This is a genomic window from Pseudoalteromonas rubra (assembly GCF_005886805.2).
Lineage (GTDB): Bacteria > Pseudomonadota > Gammaproteobacteria > Enterobacterales > Alteromonadaceae > Pseudoalteromonas > Pseudoalteromonas rubra_D.
On sequence record NZ_CP045429.1, the window covers coordinates 78,351 to 98,188 of the forward strand.

Consider the following 19,838-nt stretch of genomic DNA (forward strand, 5'->3'; position numbering starts at 1 on the left):
GCGGCCAGTCCCACCAACTGGTGGCACTGTACAAACTGAGTAATCACGCCGATGTGAACTGATCCCTAACGCTGGCTTTACTGAGCTATAGTCGAGTCAGGCCAGGTAGTAAGACATTCGCTTGAGGATTTTTTCGAGGTATAAGGTTGTACCAATTTGGTAGTCATGCATATCCTGTAGATCTTCGGTGAGCTTTCCCGCGAGTGAATGGTCAATGGATTTTAAAAAGGCCATTTTATGGTGATATGTGTCCTCAATTAATCCGATTTCGAGGGCCAGCTTTAACCAATAGTGATAGCACTGAATCGCTCCATCAAAATCGACGGCTTGTTTGGAGTAAAACCCCATTGGGACCAGATAAAAACTCTCATTATCTGATTCGTCTGCATTTAGCCAGTTAGCAATGCGATAATACAAGTCTGCCGCAATGGGTGAAAGTGGCAGTGTCATTGCCATTCGCATGAACATTTTTGTTGTTGATATCAGCTCAGTGCAAAGAGATGCGTATTCGGGATCGTGGACTTTCTCGAAAGTCAAAATAAGCAAGTAAGTGAGTGCATCCAGACTATCCTGCTCACTAAGTGCATGAACTGTTTTTCCATAAGGGTGCTTGCGTTTTATATTTCCTCTGGTTGTACGGGCAATACACTTAGAGGATATGGCCGGTGGCAATGACAGCAAAATAGAGTTAATGTTTGCTTCAGTATAAGGTGTATCTAAAAGTTGCCAGATTGGATGGCAAATAGTTGAGTACATTAAGTCAATTTCGATGTGCAACTGTTTTTGCAATTTCTGCTCAATGTTGCGAACAACGCCTTCTCTCCCGATCACTTCTCCGTCACGCTTTTTATAAAACAGCTTATTCAGGTTGTGCTTTTTGGTTAGAGCACTTTTCGAGCCGTCTTCTGCATATAGTAGCTTTTTGGTCACCTGGTAAGGGTTTTTTGATTCAGTGATGTTTTGAATAAAAGAAGCAAAGTAACGAGTCGCCAGGCTTTTGCTTGGTGGTGAAAGGCGTTTGTAGTCATGGAAGTTGAGCATAAAAAGTTGTGCATTTCAATGTACACAGTGACCTATAAAAGCAAAGTGAAGTTAAGTCAGTGATTTAGAGTTCATCGTTTATGAAAATCCATATCTTTAATCTAATAATAAGACCTTTGATGGTTTTTGCCAGCTTGACTAGGCTTACTCAGTTGCGTTTAGTTTACCTTTTAAGGGGGTTGTCTGTGAGTGAAGCGATTGACCCAGAATGTAAGGCGCTTGCACTGCAATTGGAGCAAGATTTACTGGGATTATACGGTAGCCCGATACTATCTGGTGAGCAGTTGAGGTTAGCCATGGGGTATAGAAGTGTTGAGGCACTTCGGCAGTCTATTGTTCGTAACACCATTCCTATCAAGATATTCACTATTCAAAACCGCAGGGGGCGTTATGCATTAACCAAAGACGTCGCACTCTGGCTGGCACAGCAAAGAACCGATTCAAGTGATACTTAACGTCTGGAGGTACTAAATGATTGTATAGTGTGTTTTATTTTTGCCGGAGCTAGAAAGCAGAAGGCCCGAGTTGGTCCCTCGAGCCCTATGTGTTGATTGTCGAGTTGTAGATACCGACTCCTCAATCCTAGTTCCTCACTGCACTTAGGTCAAGCTTTCTACTGCGAAGGCCGGGGATGCTTTGTGCTTGTTTTTTACATGAGGAAAGAAAATATGAGTTATTTAAAGCCACTAAAGCGGCGCAGGCTGGTGAAGCTAGTTTTAGTAACGCAGCACTCGAATAAAAAAATTGCTGGTATAGTCGGTGTTTCAGAAAATACCGTTAAGAGCTACCGGCTGAAATGTGAGCAAAAGTCCGTCAAGGTAGAAATGGTGGATGATGCCAATGACAGCGAACTTGCAAACATATTTGGTGTAGGTCGAAAGGTTTCCTGTTCAAGTCTTAAGTGTCCACCTTTAGACTGGGTTCATGATTTGATGCAAGAAAGGCATCAAACACTGATGCAAATTTGGCACTCTACTCGCCTTCAGGATCCTGAAAACTTTATCAGTTATTCTCAGTTTACACATCGGTACCGAGCTTATGTGAAAAAGCTGGATATCAGTATGCGACAAACATATTCACCCGGGGAAGTTGCCTTTGTTGATTTCGCAGGAAAACGAATTCAGATAAAAGATCCTGAGTCGGGCAAGTTAACTTGGGTAGAGATTTTTGTCTTAGTCTTGGGCTACTCGCAGTATATCTTTGCGTGTGCAGTCAATTCACAGAAAACAGAAAACTTTTGCCTTGCACAGCAAAAAGGATTTGAGTTTTTAGGTTGTGTACCGAGAGCAATTGTCCCTGACAACTTAAAGGCTGCCGTTATTAAAGCGGGTAAAGAGCCGCATCTAAACGCAGCATACGAAGAGTTTGCAGATCATCACGGAACGACGATTGAGCCTGCCAGAGTTAGAAAGCCGAAGGATAAATCACTAGGAGAGCTTGGCGTGTTGCTTGTAACCCGGTGGATTACAGTCGTTTTACGAAGAAGAACCTTCTTTAGCATTGAGGAGCTAAACAAGGAAATTGCTCGGTTACTTGTTGTGTTAAACAATCGACCGTTTAAACGATTTCCGGGTAGCAGGTATCAACGGTTTCACGAGGTAGAGAGAGCAGCGATGCAGCCGCTAAATAGCACGGCGTTTGAGTATGGGGCATGGAGTTATAACCGTACAGTCGGAAAAGATTATCATGTCGATATTGAAGGGCATTTCTACTCAATACCTTATCAGTTCAGACATGAAAAAGTGGATGTGAAAGTTTGTGCCGACAAGGTTGAGATCTATCAAAACCATGAGCACCTGACCACTCATAAACGCAGCTTTGTAGTAAATGGAACGACAACAAACAATGACCACAGACCATTTAACCATAAAAAGTATGCCCAGATGCACAAATCATTCTTTCTCGCTTGGGCATCCGGAATTGGTGAAGGGGCTATTAAAGTCGTCTCTGAACAATTCAAAAATAAGAGTGACCATTCGTCAAAGGCCTGTCAGGCCTGTGAAAAATTGAAAGTACTTGAGAACGATTTTGGGGTGACACGTTTTGAAAAAGCGTGTCAATGTGCATTAAGAATACACTCGCCAACTTACACAAGCATCAAGTCAATCCTACAGTGCCGCATCGATGAGCACGAAATGGTGGAGGAAGGGGGCGCGGGCAACCTGCCGGAGCATTCTAACATCAGAGGCCCAGAGTATTACAAAGGCCTAAGGGGGTCTCATGTATAAACAGCAGGTATTCGACAAGCTGGAAGGTCTGGGCTTAAGCGCTGCGGCAAAAAGGTTAGACTCAATCCTTTCTTCTCCGGATAGTGCTTCTCGACCTGTACTGGATATTGTTGCTGATTTGGCTGACGCTCAAGATGCTGAAAATATGAGGAAAAAGCTAGAGCGTATGTTGAAAAACGCGAAGTTGAAACAATCCAGTGCATGTATAGAAGACATAGACTATAGCCCTCAAAGAGGTATTGATAAAAAGCTCATCGAATCTCTGTGTGAATGCTCATGGATTGAAAAAGCTCTGATTATTATATTGTCCGGTAGTGCAGGTGCAGGGAAAAGCTGGTTGGCATGTGCATTAGCGAATAAAGCGATCAGAGAAGGCTTTAGTGCTTTATATAAACGATGTAGCTTTTTATACGAAGAATGGGAAATTGCCGCAAGAGACGGCTCAATATCTAAGGTCCGTAGGCAGCTCAAGCGACCGCGAGTAATAATCCTGGACGATTGGGGGATGACTCCTTTGAATGCCCGAAATAGGCAGGACTTGCTTGATATGCTTGAAGACAGAGCAGGCTGCGGCGCAATGATCATCACTTCCCAACTACCGGTTGAAAAATGGCATGAGTATATTGGTGAACCAACTGCTGCGGATGCCATCATGGACCGTATTGTACACCGGGCCCATATCATTCAGTTGCATGGCGAATCAATGCGCAAGCTCCACTCTCCTATCGCGGAGGAGAACTCATGAATAACATGACTCAGCCTGAACATATTCGGCAATTTGATCTGCAAATTCGTACGCAAACGCTGCCTTTACTCTGTGAGCATTACAGACAATCTTTTCAGGCGTCTGCACGGGCAAAACACTATGTACGGGAGCAACTTGGTGAGGCGTGTAGCCTGCCCGGGCAAACTATGCTGGGGTTTGCGGATCGCACTATGGGTAATCGCCTTCCAACGCCCCGCAGTGTAGAAGGGCAGCTGGTGCGTGGTGTTTTAAAACGGTTGGGCATCATCAGACCCAGTGGCCATGAAGTGTTGAGCGGGTGCGTCATCGTCTTTCTACAACAGGCCGAACAGTTACATGCGATATACGGTGAACGCATTGGCAGAAGGCGCAAAGGTGCGTTTCAGAGGTTGTGGATACCCCTGTCGCATGAAAACCTGAGCCAACCACTACCTGAGGGATTTAAGCCTGTATATGAGCTGGCGATGTGCCTGAGCCAATTCCAGCGGGAGGTGCAAGATGAACCCTCGAATTAACAGCGCCACACGACAGCTGCTTGATCGTAACGATCAGTACAGGATGGCCGATGGGTTGTCGCTGATGACCATTGACAAGCAGCGCAATAATCATGAGCTGTTCTTTGCCTGGCTGCACGCTCAGGGCATTGAAAGTGCGGAGCAGGTAACGAAAGCTTGTTTCGAGCAATACAAGGTCTACTTGTGTCGTCATATTAGCCCGAAAACACATGCACAGCTGAATGCCACAACGCGACGAAAACGTGCAGCAGACATTCGCACATTGTTCAAAGAGCTGGCCTATACGGGGCTCATTACTGAAGATCCTCTGGTGAGCGCCAGAATATCTAAGGCACCACGGCCCGTCGTGACCGCCTTTCTGAGCGAAGAAGAAATTGAATGGTTAATGTATCAGACCCGGGCATACGGCCTCACCGGCTTGCGCGATAGAGCCATTTTGGAGTGTTACTACGGCACTGCTGCACGACGTATGGAAGCCGGAAAGTTGCAGTTACAGGACGTACGGACTGACTCAGACAAATGCGCCATACTGGTCAGGAAAGGCAAAGGTGGTAAAGGTCGCTACACCCCTTTGTATCCCAGAACGGTATCCTGGCTGAACGCTTATCTGAACTTTGCCAGACCAAAGCTGGCGAAGCTGAATTCGGGGACTCACTTCTTTTTGGATAACCAGGGAAAACCGTTTAATGCGTCACAGCTAAGCAGGCTGGTAAAAAAGTATCTGTTGATGGCGGGTCTTGACGTTGGGGCTGCCTGTAATGTACTCCGGCATTCGGCCGCCACTCACTTGCTACAGCACGGGGCGGATGTGCGGTGTATTCAGGAGTACCTCGGACATGCCGACATTTCAACAACTCAGGTCTATCTGACCGTTACTCAGGTGCAATTAAGGGAAACGCTTAGCCGATGTCACCCGGCGGCCAGGTCGCAGGCAGTGGCAGACAGCAAGCTACATGACTATATCAGGGAAGATGTGTAGTTGAGACCGTGAGGTTTATGGACATTAACAGGAATTTATATCTCAATTTGTGATATTTTTGAGACATACCTCTTATCCTTATAATATACTTATCTCAAAATTCAGGTGTTTTGAGATAAGTATATGATTAAGCATCCACCGCATTTGACTCACACTGATCCACTGACCTGGATCACTGAGCATGCCCCTAAAGAGCTCTCCCGTTATTTTGATCACGCCTCCGTGGTTGATGACAAGGGGCGCTATCTGCACTATGACGAATTACGGTTTCGTCTGCCAAAAGGGCTGGAACTGGACATTGCCTGGAGCCTTATCAAGAAAGCCAGAAGTAAACAGCTGAGCCCCGTACTGCCACTGGATGAACCCGAGCGGCAGGCCCGCTTCTATCTGACACCGACCATGCAAAAGGCAATCTCAGAAGCTGACAGGCATGCAACCAGTGCCTCACTCGAGTATATGTGCAGTAAAGTAGGCGAAGAAAAACACTTTGAATATCTGCTTAATGACCTAATCGAGGACGAAGCCATTAGTAGCAGCCAACTGGAAGGGGCTGCGACCACAACAAAAGTGGCAAAAGATCTGCTCAAGCGAGCAAGAAAGCCAAGGACGCCAGACGAGAAAATGATCATTGGCAATTTTAAAATGATGCAATTTGCCTGGCAAAACCGCCACAAACGGTTGTCCATTGACCTTATTCAGTCCATGCACCAAATCGGTGTGGAGTCGATAGATGATGAAAAATACCACCCCGGCGCGTTCAGGCAGACAGATGATGTTGAAGTGGCTGATGCTGAGGGCAACACGGTACACACCCCGCCGCCAGCCAACCGAATTCACGAGCGGCTGGAGCAGTTTATTGCCTGGGTAAATCAGGACCATCAGGATGTCGAAAGCAGTCACTATTTACATCCACTTATTAAAGCAATCGTTATGCACTTTGTGATTGGCTTTGAGCACCCATTCAGGGATGGAAATGGCCGAGTAGCGCGCTCGTTATTTTACTGGTACATGTTCAAAAATGACTATGCGGCATTCAGGTATATAGCCATCAGCGTGCTACTTAAAGCAGCCCCTATCCAATATGGAAAAAGCTACTTATACACTGAAACGGATGACCTGGATCTAACCTACTTCATTGACTATCAGTGCAAAATTGTAGGTCGTGCGATTGGCGAATTTAAGCATGCCTATGAGAATAACCTGAGAGAGTCTGAAGCGTTCACCCGCTGGCTATGGGACTCGGGCCTGTTCAGTAAGCTCAGTGACAAACAAAAAACGCTGTTTATGGTGGCAAAAAGCGGTAAGACCAAGCAGTTTACAGCGGTTAATGTGAAAGAAAACCTGGGCTGCTCATACAATACCGCACGAGATGCCTTAAACGGCCTGGTTGAGCTGAACTTGTTTGAAAAAGAAAAAGCAGGCAAGGAGTGGGTATTCACAATGCGCAGCAAAACAGCAATTATTGAGAGCTGGGGGTAATTGGGGCCGAGTTAAAAATTAATTGTCAAGGAACAGAAATGAAAATTAAAAATAGTGCAAATACCGATCGAATTGGTGTGCAAATTACAGGCGGTCTTTTTGAAATAGCTGGTTATATTTTTAGAGAACAGAGCGTAAGTGATTATGGAATTGATGCGCAAATTGAAGTGGTTCAAGACGGAGAAGTAACGGGGAAACTGATCGCGCTCCAAATTAAGTCAGGTAAGTCTCAGTTCAAAGAAAAAACAGCTGAAGGATACATATTTAGGGGGGATAGAGAGCACCTTGATTACTGGCTAAATCACTCACTACCGGTATTGGTTGTACTATGTGATATCGATAACAAAGTTTGTTATTGGCAGGCCGTGACAGCTCAAAGCATTACCAGGACAAGGAAAAGCTGGAAAATGTTGGTTCCATTCTATCAGCGTATAAACCCAGGTATGGATGTGGATCTAAAAAGACTCGTTGACATATTTCCTGTTCATAAAAGCTTCACTGTTTCGGACATAGATGACGTTAGTCACGGAACGGCAAAAAGATATTCGCTAAGTATTATTTTAAATAAAGAGCATACTCAAGCCGAGATAATCGACGTGGTTCGAAGTGCTACAAAAGAAGCTCAGAATTTTGATTATCATAGGTCTTCATCACTTGGCGAACATTGGAGGCTGCAATCAGCCCATGTTGTTTGGTTGCATATTTACCCCAGTGCAGAGGATGCCAAAAATAACAATTTTTTATGTAGCACGGAATGGATTTCTGAAGCTCTGTCTGAAAGCGCTCGCCCTATGAGTCAAGGGGGAGAGTGTATAGGTGATGATATCAAGATAAGTTGGAACAATGCGTATTTGCAGTTCTCAGTATACAACGCTATCCATACCATGAATAAAGGAGATTTCATTAAGTCAGTTTTAGAGCTCACAGAGAAGACGAAAATTATTATGGCGACTACGATAGAGCTGCTAGAACAATTTAATAGGAGTGACATATCAACCGCTGAGTGGGTGGATGCAATGGCACTAAAATATGACGGTATGAATGATGTCTACATGGAAGGAATAAGTTTAGGGTTGTCGCCATTTGAATGCAAAGACCTAAGTATTAAATTCCAGTGCTTGATCGCAAGCGCGCACAACGTACATATTCTTTTTAATATGATAGACAAGTACACCATTGAGCAGTTGAAATTCAACGTCAATAGGCAGATTGAGTTGTATTCAAATGACCTTTTGGGTTTTGACTTTGAGCTTGATAAAGTGAGGCGCTGAGAGCTAAGAGCTAAGAGCTAAGAGCTAAGAGCTAAGAGCAATTTGCTGAATATGTCTTAACTTGATCTGTCAGATCGGTTTTTAGGGTTGAATCTAATCTGACAGTGAGTAGTAGCTTTGTGCCAGAAGCGGGACTATAGGCGTAACTCGTTTCAGCCCCATTACGAGTTACAGCCTTTCAATTACGAATTTGAACAGCTGTCCTCTGACTTTATTCCTTAGCACCATTAAAATAGCAATAAAGTTCGGCAAATTTGAGAATATCACTTAATCTTTAACCAATTATGCAATAACATGTTTTCTTAATTTAAAATCACTATATTAAATTCAAGGGACTAGTGATGAACTTGCACACGAACCTAAGAGGTCGACTTAGAAATACCTCTTTGCCAAGGAATCATGGCTTGATGCCAGTATTTGAGGCGGTTGTTAACTCTATTCACTCTATTGAAGAAAAAGGTAATACAGGCCAAGGCAAAATTACTCTAACCATTATCCGTGAACCACAAGGAGAGATAGATATTGGTGTTGGGTCGTGTGCGCCTATTCTTGGATTTAAGGTCTCAGACAATGGCTGTGGATTCAACAACGTAAACTTTAACTCCTTTCAGACCTTAGACTCTGACCATAAGATAGATAAAGGGTGTCGTGGTGTTGGCCGCTTATTGTGGCTTAAGGCATTTGACCAAGTAAGTGTATCAAGCGTCTTTTCTGAACAAGGCAGTTTTAGCTACCGTGAGTTCGCTTTTAATAGTAGTAAAGGTGTACATGACGATAAGGTTACATCATCAGAGCAGAATCAAACTGGCTCTGTAATAACACTTAATGAGTTTGATAAGGCGTACAGAAAAGCAGTCCCATCAGGTACTAAAACAATTGCCAATGCCCTTCTAGAGCATTGTCTGTGGTACTTTGTTCGTGAAGGTGGTGTGCCTCAGATCTTTGTTGAAGATGGTTCAGAAATCGTCAGTCTATATGAGTTGTTTGATGATCACATGCACTCGCAAGCAGCGCATGATCAGATTGAAATTCTTGGTGAGACGTTTGAGCTAACACACATCAAGTTCAGGGCTTCGGTTAATAAGAAGCACCAACTGTCTTTATGTGCTGCTAACCGCTTGGTAAAAGAAGAAGGAATTCAAGGCAAACTTCCGGGTCTTTATCAGAAGATCTCTGATGACTCTGGAGAGTTTGTTTATACCTGTTACGTATCGTCTAGGTTCTTGGACGACAACGTTCGGGCAGAACGAACGTCATTTGAAATAGCGGAAAGTTTTGATGGTCTCTTTGCTGACCAAGAGCTTTCACTAAAAGTAATTCGTGAAGGTGTTCTTAAGAGAGCACAATCTTATCTTGAAGATGTCCTAGAAAAGAATATCTCAGCGGGTAAGCGCAGAGTTGACGAGTACATCGTGACCCAAGCTCCTCGTTATCGTCCAATTACCAACTACATCGAAGAAAAAGACCTGATTATTGATCCGGATAAGTCTGATAAAGACGTTGAGTTACACCTTCATGAGCAGTGGTATGCCGTAGAGCGTCAGCTGCTATGCGAAGGTCAGCAAATTATGACTCCTAAGCGGAATGAGCAAGCGGAAGAGTATGAAGAACGTATCCAGAGCTATTTACAAAAAGTAGAAGACTTGAAAAAGTCCGACCTAGCTAATTACGTATCGCATCGTAAAGTGATAATCGATTTGCTAGAAAAGTCTATCGAGCGCACTTCTGATGGCAAGTATGCCAAAGAAGAAATCATCCATGAGCTAATTATGCCGATGAGAAAAGACTCGAGTGAAGTATTCTTAGACTCTTGCAACCTATGGTTAGTTGATGAACGTCTAGCATTTCACAACTATTTAGCATCCGATAAACCACTGTCTACTATGCCTATTGTAGATACTGACAGCGGTAAAGAACCTGATTTACTGGCTATGAACATCTACGATAATCCAATGCTCGTATCGGATAAAAAGTCGATGCCGCTTGCTTCAATTACCGTGGTCGAAATAAAACGTCCTATGCGTAATGATGTTAAGGCTGGAGAAGATAAAGACCCTATTGAGCAAGCTCTTGGCTACCTAGAGCGAGTGAGAGATGGTGAAACGAAAACACCTCAAGGTCGTCCTATTCCAAATGCTAGTGACATTCCGGGTTATTGCTATGTGATTGCAGACCTCACTCCCTCTTTGCTTAAGAGATGTAAGATGCTAGACCTTCAAGTGACTCATGACCATCTAGGTTACTTCGGTTACAACAAAGGCTTTAAAACATATATCGAAGTTATTTCGTTTGATCGCTTAGTTAACATGGCGAAAGAGCGTAATAAGGCATTCTTTGACAAGCTTGGCTTACCAATGAGTTAGCAAATTCCTCAGCAGTAAATAGGACAGTTTATCCGAGTTAATTGTAACTTAAAACACTAGTTTCGAGATGCGTCTGATGACAAACAGTTTCGATTGACAATGAGTGAGATAGATCTGGACTATCTCATTTCTGTCTAGAACGAGCTTGAACGATCATCCGACTTTCGCTCGCTGCTGTTTGTCAGATGAAGTTCAACTCTATTCATCGAAACTGTAAGCTCTGATATGAGTTAGAACAATTTTGCCTTTTTATTGGTTCGACACCTAAGCTCTATCGCAACTTTAATATTCTAGAAGTAACTAATCCTTCACTTTCATAAGCTGTCTAAGGTTGCACCCAAGATCACATTCATTCATATGAATGGTCGGATCTACGATGCAGATACGGGCAGGTTTATGCAGGCGGATCCGTTTGTTCAGGCGCCGAGTAATTTGCAGAACTACAACGCTTATTCTTATGTGTTGAATAATCCTTTGAGTTATACGGATCCGAGTGGGTATTTGTTTAAGAAGCTTACACAAATCGCTGGGTTTATGTCTGGTGGTATCGTGGGAGCGGTTATGGCCCACCAGATCCAGCGTTTTATTGCGAATAGTAAAACCCTATCGACATTGTATACAGCAGGAGCTGCGATTGTATCAGGTGCTGTATGTGGGCCATGTAGTATAGCAGTGACAGCTTATGCGTCAGCGCAGAATACCTATTATCAAACAGGGGATTTTGGAGCGGCTATAAAAGCTGGTGCATTGTCAGGAGCTTCTGCGACAGCATTCTTTGCAGTAGGGGGCGCATTTGAAGGAGTCAATACTGCATTTGGTAGCGCGGGCTATTTTGGTAAGGTTGCGGCACATGGTCTGGTAGGTGGTACCATGTCTGTGATGCAAGGAGGTAAGTTTGGTCATGGCTTTGCCGCGGCAGGATTTACACAGGCGCTTGCCCCTGCGATAAGTCGTATTCAACCTGGCGTTAAGGTCAGTCCAGTGAGGGTTGCGGTAGCCGCTTTGGTTGGTGGCACTGTTTCGAAAATCAGCGGAGGAAAGTTTGCTAATGGTGCTGTGACTGCAGCATTTTCGAGGATGTTTAATGATGATTTGCACGATGGGCTGTATCCATTCAGCAAAGAAGCGCAAATGGACGAAAGTCATCCAATTCCTGATGAAATTCTTGAGCTCTATGAGCAATACCAAGAGGGAAAATTCAAAAGTTTAGTCGGTGTAAATAAAGCCGCGGGAGAATCTGCTGAAGAGTATGTTGCATCTATTATGCGGGAAAGGGGCTACATTGTATTGGTCAAGGGTGTAACATTAAAAGTAAATGGAAAGATTAGATATCCCGATTTAACACTCTTGGATGGTAAGACGGAGGAATTGGTGTCATTCATGGAAGTAAAATTGAATAACTCCAGACTTATAGCAAGGCAGATTCGCAATGATAGGATGATTCAAACAGAAGGTGCCATAGTCACAAGAACTCCATCACCAACATTTTTACCTCTAGGTAAAATAGGGAAAACAAATGTCGAGCTCTTTAGGATTTACTACCAAGATCAAGATTGATGTTATGAAAAAGACAGAACTGAAAAAAATTGTTGAAAGTTATGGATTAAAAAAAGGTCCGTCGATTGATAGTTCTCTTATATATTTTTATGGTATCGATGAACGATACTCGATTGGTATAATTATATCTAACCATAAAGTTGGGGATGTACCTCAAGTTCAGTACGGTATTTATGATCGTGACCTTGCAAAGGTGTGGGGGAATGTTAGTGGCTTTGATATGGCTGAAGACTATTGTTTAACAATACAGCATTCATTGAACTATCGGGTTTTGCGAGATGGTAGAGTGCTGCCTATCGAGCAAGTTTTTGATGAAAAATTTTTTAGAGCTTTCATAGAAAGCTTTATAGAAAAAAAAGATGAGTTAGTTGAGCAATATGTTGCTTCTCTAAATAGCTTTAATTACCCAGAGCCACTAATTCCTGAAGAGAACTTTTTCGAAGCACTTACCAAGAACCAAGGCGTGTACTTTGGGTTTATGTTTAAGTTGTCTAACGGTGAAAGAGTTACGCTGGATGATATTGAAGTACAAAGAGATGAACTAAGAAAAACGTATGGACTAAAAGGGTTTATTAAGAGAGATTTAGCGCTTTTAGAAAGCTATATACAGAATAGCAATACATAGATAATACATAGATACATGGACACCCACCCAAAACCTTAGACATTCAGTCTGGGCTTTTGGGTGGGGGATGAGATTGCCGCGCCTAAATCGGCGTTAGTGGGCCACGCTGATAACCAACACCTGCAACTCAGGTTTGGACCTGCCGACCATTGGTATGTAAATTGATGGATTGAATGGACATCTGATGGATTGAATGGACATCCACCCAAAATCGTCGACATTCAGTGCGAATTTCTGGTGGGTGTCCCTGAAAACTTTTCCGGGAGGAGTCCAAACGACCATCACCACACATAATGTGCATGGCGAGAAGCACACAGTAACGGATCAGACCGGTCAGGTGCTGACCTACAGCTACAACCGGCTCGGATTGCTGGAAACGGTGAAGTCCTCTGCCGAGGGTAATACTGCTCTTATCACCAACACCTACAATCTGATCACGGGCCGCAAAGAGCGCACTGAAGATGTTGACCGGGGCAACTGGCAGTACACCTACAATGCACTGGGCGAGCTGCTGACACAAACTGACGCCAATGGCGATAAGCAGAGCTTTGTGTATGACGACCTTGGCCGTAAAACACAGCTCAACATTAACGATGCGGTTGATAGCCAGTGGCATTATCACCCCAGCCAGCCCTGGCGACTGGACAGCGAGCAACGCGGCAGCTGGGTACGGTCATACCTGTATGATCCGCTGGGGCGTCAGGTCGCATCGGTCACCGATTTAGAAAGCCTGCCTACTAATTTGGAAAGCCAACCGACTGATCCGGAAAATTCGCCTATCGTTCCAGAAAATCCGCGTAGCTGTAAAGATGAAGTCAGCTACGAGCCTGCCACCAAAGATGTGCGGATAACCGACGCGCTGGCCTCAGTGCATGATGCTAAATGTGTTGTACAGCTGACCACCTTTGATGAATATGGCCGGGTGTTCCAGCAGTTTGATGACTATCGTCGTACCCGGGATCGCGGTCGCTTTGTAGAGGCCCGGGGCCAGCGTTTGTATTACAGCGCAGGCCAGGTGTACCAGAAGCAAGAAGCGCGCGAGGGGGATGCCGGGCAGCTTTACTATGTTGCCGAATCTGAAGACAGTGCCGGACGTGTGATTGGCTATAAAAAAGGCCACTTCAGCATGGTGGTGGGCTATGACAGCCGTGGCAACCTGAAGACGCTGGGCGTAGATGAGCACAGTGCTTACAGTCACATTCAGCAGCACAGTTACACCTTTGATGCGCTGGGGAATCTGACCAGTCGCGCCCTGACTGCGGCAGAAACTGCGACCACCTTTGGCTACGATGCACTGAATCGGGTGACGACGGTGAACGGTGAGGTTCGTTATGGCTACGATGCAAACGGTGACCTCACCAGCAAAGATGGCTGGACGCAAAAGTATGGCAAGGCAGGTGAACCTTTACATGCCATCTATGAGCGGGTTAAAGGGTCACAGACCGAAACCTTCCATTACGATGCCAATGGCAATCAGACAGGTGAAACGGTCTTGCTCAATGGGGTGTCGCAGGAACGCACGCTGACCTACAGCGCCCGTAACAAGGTGACCCAAATCAGCCAAAATGGCGAGGTGATAAACTTTGAGTACGACGCTAATAACCGCCGTTATAAGCGCACAGAAGGCAGCAAAACCATCTACTATGTTGGCGCGCTGGAGATTGTGGATGAAGGCGCCAGTGGTGAATTTGCCAATCAGCATTATGTGCGTCGCAGCATTAACGGCGATGCGGTGCAGACCTATCATCCTAATGGACAGGCCAGCCTGCAATGGCTGTTTACGGACCATCAGGGCTCAGTGGTGGCCATTACCGATTATGCCGGTAAGTTCCTCAAACGCTTTAGCTATGACGTATTTGGTAAACAAAGCGAGATAGTCAGACCGCCCAGCAGTGATACCAGCTACACTCAATGGTCCGCAGCCACCATGGGGATCTTTACCCGGGTGCCTGCGAACAGCCGCAGTTACACGGGCCACGAGCCCATTACGCTGGGCGGTGATAACCGCATCATTCATATGAATGGTCGAGTGTACGATGCAGATACGGGCCGGTTTATGCAGGCGGATCCGTTTGTTCAGGCGCCGAGTAATTTGCAGAACTATAACGCTTACTCTTATGTGTTGAATAATCCGCTGAGTTATACGGATCCGAGTGGGTATTTGTTTAAGAAGCTTGGCAGCTTGTATAAAAAATACTGGCAAGGAACGATAGGAAATGCGTTACGCGCAATTGCACAAGTACCAGTGTTGAATGCGGCTGTTCAGATTGGGATTGGGATAGGTTGTGGTCCTGGCGCCCCAGCCTGTTTGGGGGCGTACAACGCAGCGCAAACCTACGCAGTGACGGGAGATTTTGGTGCAGCCTTGAAGAACGGTGCCATATCGGCGGCCTCTGCTTATGCTTTTCAGCAGATAGGTAAGCACTTTAAAGCTAAGTTCGGTATCAAGCCAGGTTCAAACTTATCATTCGCAGACTTGGAACTTGGCCAACAATTGCAATGGGCTGGAAGTCATGCACTTGTGGGTGGCGTCACTAGTGTCCTGTCAGGTGGCAAATTCGGACATGGATTTATTGCGGCTGGCTTTACTAAAATGGCCATGGGCAATGCCGGGTTTAATATGAATAACCGCGCATGGACGGCAATTGCAGGTAGAACGGCTGTGGCTGCTATTGTTGGCGGTACAGCGAGTGCTATTACCGGTGGTAAGTTCTCAAATGGCGCACGAACAGCTGCAATGATGCACTTGTTGAATGCTGAGGGAAGAGGCGCTTTTGAAGCGAAGCAACAAAGGAGAACGTTGGCTATTACAAAAGAACAAAGAAGGTTTGCAAAACTTGAAATGCGTAAAGAGTTCTGGGAATCAAGAGCTATAGCTGGAGATAAATTAGCCAAAGCAGCATTAAATATTGTTAATGATGAAGGTTTTTTTGAAAGAATAACTAATATAAGACTTCGTAATCATTTACAGTATTTCCATAGTGGAACCCCTGATATTACAGAGCATGATGTTGGGGTCGCTATAATGAATGCACATATTGAGGCTGTCGATTTTGACTTTAATAACAATATAGGTGAAATTCCAGGAGGACTGAGCTATATGCAAATCGATACTTACCACTATAAAGTCTTTGATCAATTGAATATAGATCGTTTTATATATGGCGGCTCTGTTGTTCCTGGGCCTATTAGTAATCTATTGTACTGTAACGGTTGTGATGCAGCGGGAGTGAGAATAGAATGAATAGGTGTTTGTTACTTACTCTGATTTGTGTGTTCTTGTATTCTTCCCTTGGATGTGAGTATGGTGAAGTAGAACTTGAGTTTGGAGGAAAGAAATACATAATTCCCAAGCGCTACGTAAAAAGTGTTAATACCGACTTCTCTAATTATAGCGCAGAGGGTATTGATATGGAGGGGTCAATTATAAGTCTCCACTTTGGTTCAGAAGAGGTTGTTAGATATATAAAAAGTTATAAGCCATTTACAAGTAAAGAGGGTGACTTTAAAAGCGTTTTTCAAGTGTTGGTGTATAAGAAAGAAAACGTCAGGCGTTTTTCTTCAGATTATTACGCCATGCTTGTAATGCTTGAAGGGGAGTTTAAAGGGGCAAGGGTACAAAAAGATATTAACTCTGGCTATTATTTGTTAACACCAAATGAGCGCAATCCATCGCGGCGCGTGTATTTTAAATCTGACCCAGAATCAGTTGATAGTATTCATGATAAGATTTCGCTTATCGTAGCTGAGTGTCAAGATATTCTACCTAGGTATAATTTATCAGATTGTATTATGACTCACCGTTCTAATGGACTATTTTTTCAGATTGAGGTTTCGGAAATAAACATTGCTTTGTCAAATCAACTGAAGCAGTTTGTAGAGTTAAAGATGGAGGAGTGGAAAAGATGAAGAAGTTACATGGACATATATGGACGCTCCAGCGATGTTAAGCCGAGTAGGCCTGCGGGGTAGCGAGTTTTCGTTATCCCGTTCGTTATGTTACCTGTGTTGCCACGCCTGATGTTTGGTCCAGTCCGCTATAAATGTGTTGCTCTGACATATATCCAGGGTGAGATCGCGAACATATTTTAAGCAATTAACATAGCGAGCCTTGCCTTAAAGCTTCAGATATGATCGTAAACTCTCTTTTTGGGGAAGGGGTTGAATGGGAAGGGGTTGAATGGACACCCACCCAAGTAGTTATAAGGATACCCACCCTAAACTGGCGTACGGAATGTACGCCGTCTACCTTTAGATAATGCTCAATGGATTGAGGATGCTAGATTATGCCAATGGCAAGGAAGAGGCAGGTCAGCCTATCAGACACTAAATACTACCACTGCATATCCCGGTGTGTTCGCCGGGCATTTCTGTGCGGCAAAGACCGCTTAACGGGCAAGTCTTTTGAACATCGTCGAGATTGGGTTGAGGAAAAATTGCTGACCCTTGCGAAGGTGTTTTGCATTGATGTGTGTGGCTACGCGGTGATGAGCAATCACACGCATATCGTGCTGTATGTAGATGATAAGAAAGCACAAAGGTTATCAGATAAAGCAATCGTTCTTCGATGGCATAAGTTGTTTAAGGGCAACTGGTTGACGCACAAATTCATCAATGGTGATGCGCTGAGCGAGTCAGAGCGCAATATGCTTGATGGAGACATAAGAGAGTTCAGAATACGCCTTGCGAGCATCAGCTGGTTCATGCGGGTGTTGAATGAAGACATTGCCCGCAAGGCCAATAAAGAAGATGGTTGTACAGGCCGGTTTTGGGAAGGGCGATTTAAGTCACAGGCCTTACTGGATGAAGCGGCACTGGCAGCGTGTCTAGCTTATGTTGACCTGAACCCAGTCAGAGCCAAAATGGCAGCGACACCGGAAACGTCTGATTATACTAGCATTAAAAAGCGTATTGAGTATGCACGACAAGGAAAGCAGCCTAAGAGCTTACTACGCTTTGCTGGTAACCCAAGAAAACACATGCCCAAAGGATTGCCCTTTGAGCTGACTTATTACATACAGCTGGTTGAGCTAACAGGCCGATGCATGCGTGCAGATAAGCGAGGTTGTATCAGTGATAGCCAGCCACTGCTGACACGATTGCAAATAGAGCCGGATAGCTGGCTCAAACTAACTACGCAGTTCACAAAGGTGTTTCATGGCGCGGTAGGGCGAAAGCAAGCGATGACAGATTACTGTGAGCACCTTCACAAAAAGCGACGCACCAACCTGACTCAGTGCGAGCGATTACTGGGTTAACACTTTTTCTTTTTCACCATTTCAACTTATCTAAGTTCAGGCCTGGATGCGCATTCGTATTGTCCGAATCTGATTATTCTTCAAGATTTCGTGTTTAAACATATGACTTTCACTGCTCAGAGCTTATAGGAAGCGCTGAATTTGATAGTCTTGCATTTCGACTTTGAAACTGCCCACAATTGGTCTGTGAATTTACGGGTGGGTGTCTCTTGAAAACCTCTGTTCTGTGCAATGACGCCAGTGGATTGAATGGACATCTGCCCAAAATCGTCGACATTCAGTGCGAATTTCTGGTGGGTGTCCCTGAAAACTCTGCTTTAGTAGTGTGCAATGTAGGTGAGTTGCAAAGAAAGGGTTGAATAAGAGAAGGGGTTGAATGGACATCCACCCAAAATCTTAGACATTCAGTCTGGGCTTTTGGGTGGGGAATGAGATGGACGCGCCTAAGTCGGCGTTAGCTGACCACTACAACCACTACACAGTCGCCTTGTGAATATACGGGTGGGTGTCTCCTGAAAACTTTCAATTGTCAATATTACGCAATCGATACAGATACACATAAAACTTCAGGTCCTTATTCTAAAGAACAAGTTATGGAAAATAAAGACTGGTTACCATTGAGTAAAGTTATGGCATCCGGAAAAGTCATGGAGCAAAGTAGTTATTGTAAGTTCAGTTTCTTAGTCAGGGCTATTAAAGCGATACCCATTCAAAATTAACCTTCGATGAGTACAAGTGCGCCCAAACAAAAGTTACATGGACACCCACCCAAAACCTTAGATATTCAGTCTGAAAAGTTACATGGATACCCACTCAAAACCTTAGGCATTCAGTCTTTGCTTTTGGATGGGGGATGAGATTGACGCGCCTGAATCGGCGTTAGTTGACCACTACACAGTCGCCTTGTGAATTTACGGGGGATTGAATGGACATCCACCCAAAATCGTCGACATTCAGTGCTAATTTCTGGTGGGTGTCCCTGAAAACTTTGTGGGCGTTAGCTGACCACTACAACCACTACACAGTCGCCTTGTGAATTTACGGGTGGGTGTCTCCTGAAACCACCGTATATTGCCAAAAATCACCATTACCAAACAGCAATACCAAGAGGAATTTAGTATGACTTCCCAAAAGGGAAACCTCCGTTCATTCGATAACACAGTAAAACCTCATGTCCAGGAAAACGCCTCTCAGGCAGGCACACCAGAGGACCTGTCGCGAGTACTAGACATTATTCAGGAGTCAGTTGCACCGATTACACAGAAAAGGGGCAACCCTGATGTGTCTAAACACAGTGATGTTCAAAAGGCAACCGATGCTATTGTCAAAGCCCGAAATGCACTAGAAAGTGCAAATTCAGATCTTAAACTGGCAGAGTTGGAGTTGTCGCTAGCCAAATATAATTTAGAGTCTGGCGAAGACATCCCATCGGCATCATTAGTAAAGGCAGTGAAAGACGCAGAAGAAAAGGTCGCCAAGAGAAAAGACGCTAAAAGTAAAGCAGAAATCGAACTACAGACCAAGTTAAACAACCTTCACGACATAATTAATAGCTAAGTTAGCAACAGAGATTAAAGTCAAAAGTGACCCTGCCGGTTTAACTCAGCTAGGTCACTTTACGGTGGGTTTTGTGATAGCTTAGACCGTTTCTAGTGACACACGGAGTGAAATGTGCTCAATATCGCACCGTAGGTTTAATGGAGGTTTAATGGACATCCACCCAATATCGTTGACATTCAGTGCGGATTTCTGGTTGGGTGTCCCTGAAAGCTCTCTC

Annotated in this window: 15 protein-coding genes; 14 read left to right on the forward strand and 1 reads right to left on the reverse strand. The window is 44.5% G+C overall.

Translation table 11 applies throughout. The annotated features are described in order from the left end of the window. Positions 1-96: 96 nt before the first annotated feature. Positions 97-1,041 carry a hypothetical protein gene (locus CWC22_RS00290; protein ID WP_138539672.1) on the reverse strand — a complete coding sequence of 315 codons (945 nt, stop codon included), beginning with the start codon at positions 1,039-1,041 and terminating at the stop codon, positions 97-99. Between the two features lie 185 nt (positions 1,042-1,226). On the opposite strand from CWC22_RS00290, the gene CWC22_RS00295 reads away from it, so the two are divergent. From CWC22_RS00295 to CWC22_RS00360, 14 genes are all read left to right on the forward strand, one after another. After that, entirely contained in the window at positions 1,227-1,496 is a 270-nt protein-coding gene (locus tag CWC22_RS00295; RefSeq protein WP_230090601.1) for a hypothetical protein, read from the forward strand. A 213-nt stretch (positions 1,497-1,709) separates the two neighbouring features. Next, the gene (gene istA / locus CWC22_RS00300) at positions 1,710-3,269 is read left to right on the forward strand and encodes an IS21 family transposase (RefSeq protein WP_171045151.1); all 1,560 of its coding nucleotides are present in this window, start codon (positions 1,710-1,712) and stop codon (positions 3,267-3,269) included. Then, positions 3,262-4,014, forward strand: coding sequence for an IS21-like element helper ATPase IstB (gene istB, locus CWC22_RS00305; protein ID WP_138539674.1), 753 nt, complete (start codon positions 3,262-3,264; stop codon positions 4,012-4,014). Before istA ends, istB begins: the two co-directional genes overlap by 8 nt. After that, the gene (locus CWC22_RS00310; RefSeq protein WP_138539675.1) at positions 4,011-4,529 is read left to right on the forward strand and encodes a hypothetical protein; all 519 of its coding nucleotides are present in this window, start codon (positions 4,011-4,013) and stop codon (positions 4,527-4,529) included. The genes istB and CWC22_RS00310 overlap by 4 nt, the downstream gene beginning before the upstream one ends. Then, the gene (locus tag CWC22_RS24525; RefSeq protein ID WP_138539676.1) at positions 4,513-5,508 is read left to right on the forward strand and encodes a tyrosine-type recombinase/integrase; all 996 of its coding nucleotides are present in this window, start codon (positions 4,513-4,515) and stop codon (positions 5,506-5,508) included. Before CWC22_RS00310 ends, CWC22_RS24525 begins: the two co-directional genes overlap by 17 nt. A gap of 123 nt (positions 5,509-5,631) precedes the next feature. Then, entirely contained in the window at positions 5,632-6,987 is a 1,356-nt protein-coding gene (locus CWC22_RS00320; protein WP_138539677.1) for a Fic family protein, read from the forward strand. A 38-nt stretch (positions 6,988-7,025) separates the two neighbouring features. Next, the gene (locus CWC22_RS00325; protein WP_138539678.1) at positions 7,026-8,258 is read left to right on the forward strand and encodes a DUF4365 domain-containing protein; all 1,233 of its coding nucleotides are present in this window, start codon (positions 7,026-7,028) and stop codon (positions 8,256-8,258) included. A gap of 407 nt (positions 8,259-8,665) precedes the next feature. Further along, positions 8,666-10,621 carry an ATP-binding protein gene (locus tag CWC22_RS00330; RefSeq protein ID WP_138539683.1) on the forward strand — a complete coding sequence of 652 codons (1,956 nt, stop codon included), beginning with the start codon at positions 8,666-8,668 and terminating at the stop codon, positions 10,619-10,621. 396 nt (positions 10,622-11,017) lie between these two features. Continuing rightward, positions 11,018-12,178, forward strand: a complete 1,161-nt coding sequence (locus CWC22_RS00335) for a hypothetical protein (protein WP_230090603.1) — start codon at positions 11,018-11,020, stop codon at positions 12,176-12,178. 4 nt (positions 12,179-12,182) lie between these two features. Further along, positions 12,183-12,803, forward strand: coding sequence for a hypothetical protein (locus CWC22_RS00340; protein ID WP_230090604.1), 621 nt, complete (start codon positions 12,183-12,185; stop codon positions 12,801-12,803). A gap of 193 nt (positions 12,804-12,996) precedes the next feature. Next, complete coding sequence (locus tag CWC22_RS00345) at positions 12,997-16,047, forward strand: RHS repeat domain-containing protein (protein WP_195879843.1); 3,051 nt, start codon at positions 12,997-12,999, stop codon at positions 16,045-16,047. 8 nt (positions 16,048-16,055) lie between these two features. Next, positions 16,056-16,712, forward strand: coding sequence for a hypothetical protein (locus CWC22_RS00350; RefSeq protein WP_138539834.1), 657 nt, complete (start codon positions 16,056-16,058; stop codon positions 16,710-16,712). A gap of 377 nt (positions 16,713-17,089) precedes the next feature. Continuing rightward, a complete protein-coding gene (locus CWC22_RS00355) occupies positions 17,090-18,061 on the forward strand; it encodes a transposase (protein ID WP_195879844.1) in 972 nt (323 codons plus the stop codon). A 1,119-nt stretch (positions 18,062-19,180) separates the two neighbouring features. Beyond that, the gene (locus CWC22_RS00360; protein ID WP_138538827.1) at positions 19,181-19,618 is read left to right on the forward strand and encodes a hypothetical protein; all 438 of its coding nucleotides are present in this window, start codon (positions 19,181-19,183) and stop codon (positions 19,616-19,618) included. Positions 19,619-19,838: the final 220 nt, after the last annotated feature.

Excerpts from the sequence above, each read along its gene's own strand:
- CWC22_RS00355 (WP_195879844.1), top strand. The coding sequence starts at position 17,090 with ATGCCAATGGCAAGGAAGAGGCAGGTCAGCCTATCAGACACTAAATAC.
- CWC22_RS00330 (WP_138539683.1), top strand. The coding sequence starts at position 8,666 with ATGCCAGTATTTGAGGCGGTTGTTAACTCTATTCACTCTATTGAAGAA.
- CWC22_RS00340 (WP_230090604.1), top strand. The coding sequence starts at position 12,183 with ATGAAAAAGACAGAACTGAAAAAAATTGTTGAAAGTTATGGATTAAAA.
- CWC22_RS00320 (WP_138539677.1), top strand. The coding sequence starts at position 5,632 with ATGATTAAGCATCCACCGCATTTGACTCACACTGATCCACTGACCTGG.
- istA (WP_171045151.1), top strand. The coding sequence starts at position 1,710 with ATGAGTTATTTAAAGCCACTAAAGCGGCGCAGGCTGGTGAAGCTAGTT.
- istB (WP_138539674.1), top strand. The coding sequence starts at position 3,262 with ATGTATAAACAGCAGGTATTCGACAAGCTGGAAGGTCTGGGCTTAAGC.
- CWC22_RS00345 (WP_195879843.1), top strand. The coding sequence starts at position 12,997 with ATGGACATCCACCCAAAATCGTCGACATTCAGTGCGAATTTCTGGTGG.
- CWC22_RS00335 (WP_230090603.1), top strand. The coding sequence starts at position 11,018 with ATGCAGGCGGATCCGTTTGTTCAGGCGCCGAGTAATTTGCAGAACTAC.
- CWC22_RS24525 (WP_138539676.1), top strand. The coding sequence starts at position 4,513 with ATGAACCCTCGAATTAACAGCGCCACACGACAGCTGCTTGATCGTAAC.
- CWC22_RS00310 (WP_138539675.1), top strand. The coding sequence starts at position 4,011 with ATGAATAACATGACTCAGCCTGAACATATTCGGCAATTTGATCTGCAA.
- CWC22_RS00360 (WP_138538827.1), top strand. The coding sequence starts at position 19,181 with ATGACTTCCCAAAAGGGAAACCTCCGTTCATTCGATAACACAGTAAAA.
- CWC22_RS00325 (WP_138539678.1), top strand. The coding sequence starts at position 7,026 with ATGAAAATTAAAAATAGTGCAAATACCGATCGAATTGGTGTGCAAATT.
- CWC22_RS00290 (WP_138539672.1), bottom strand. The coding sequence starts at position 1,041 with ATGCTCAACTTCCATGACTACAAACGCCTTTCACCACCAAGCAAAAGC.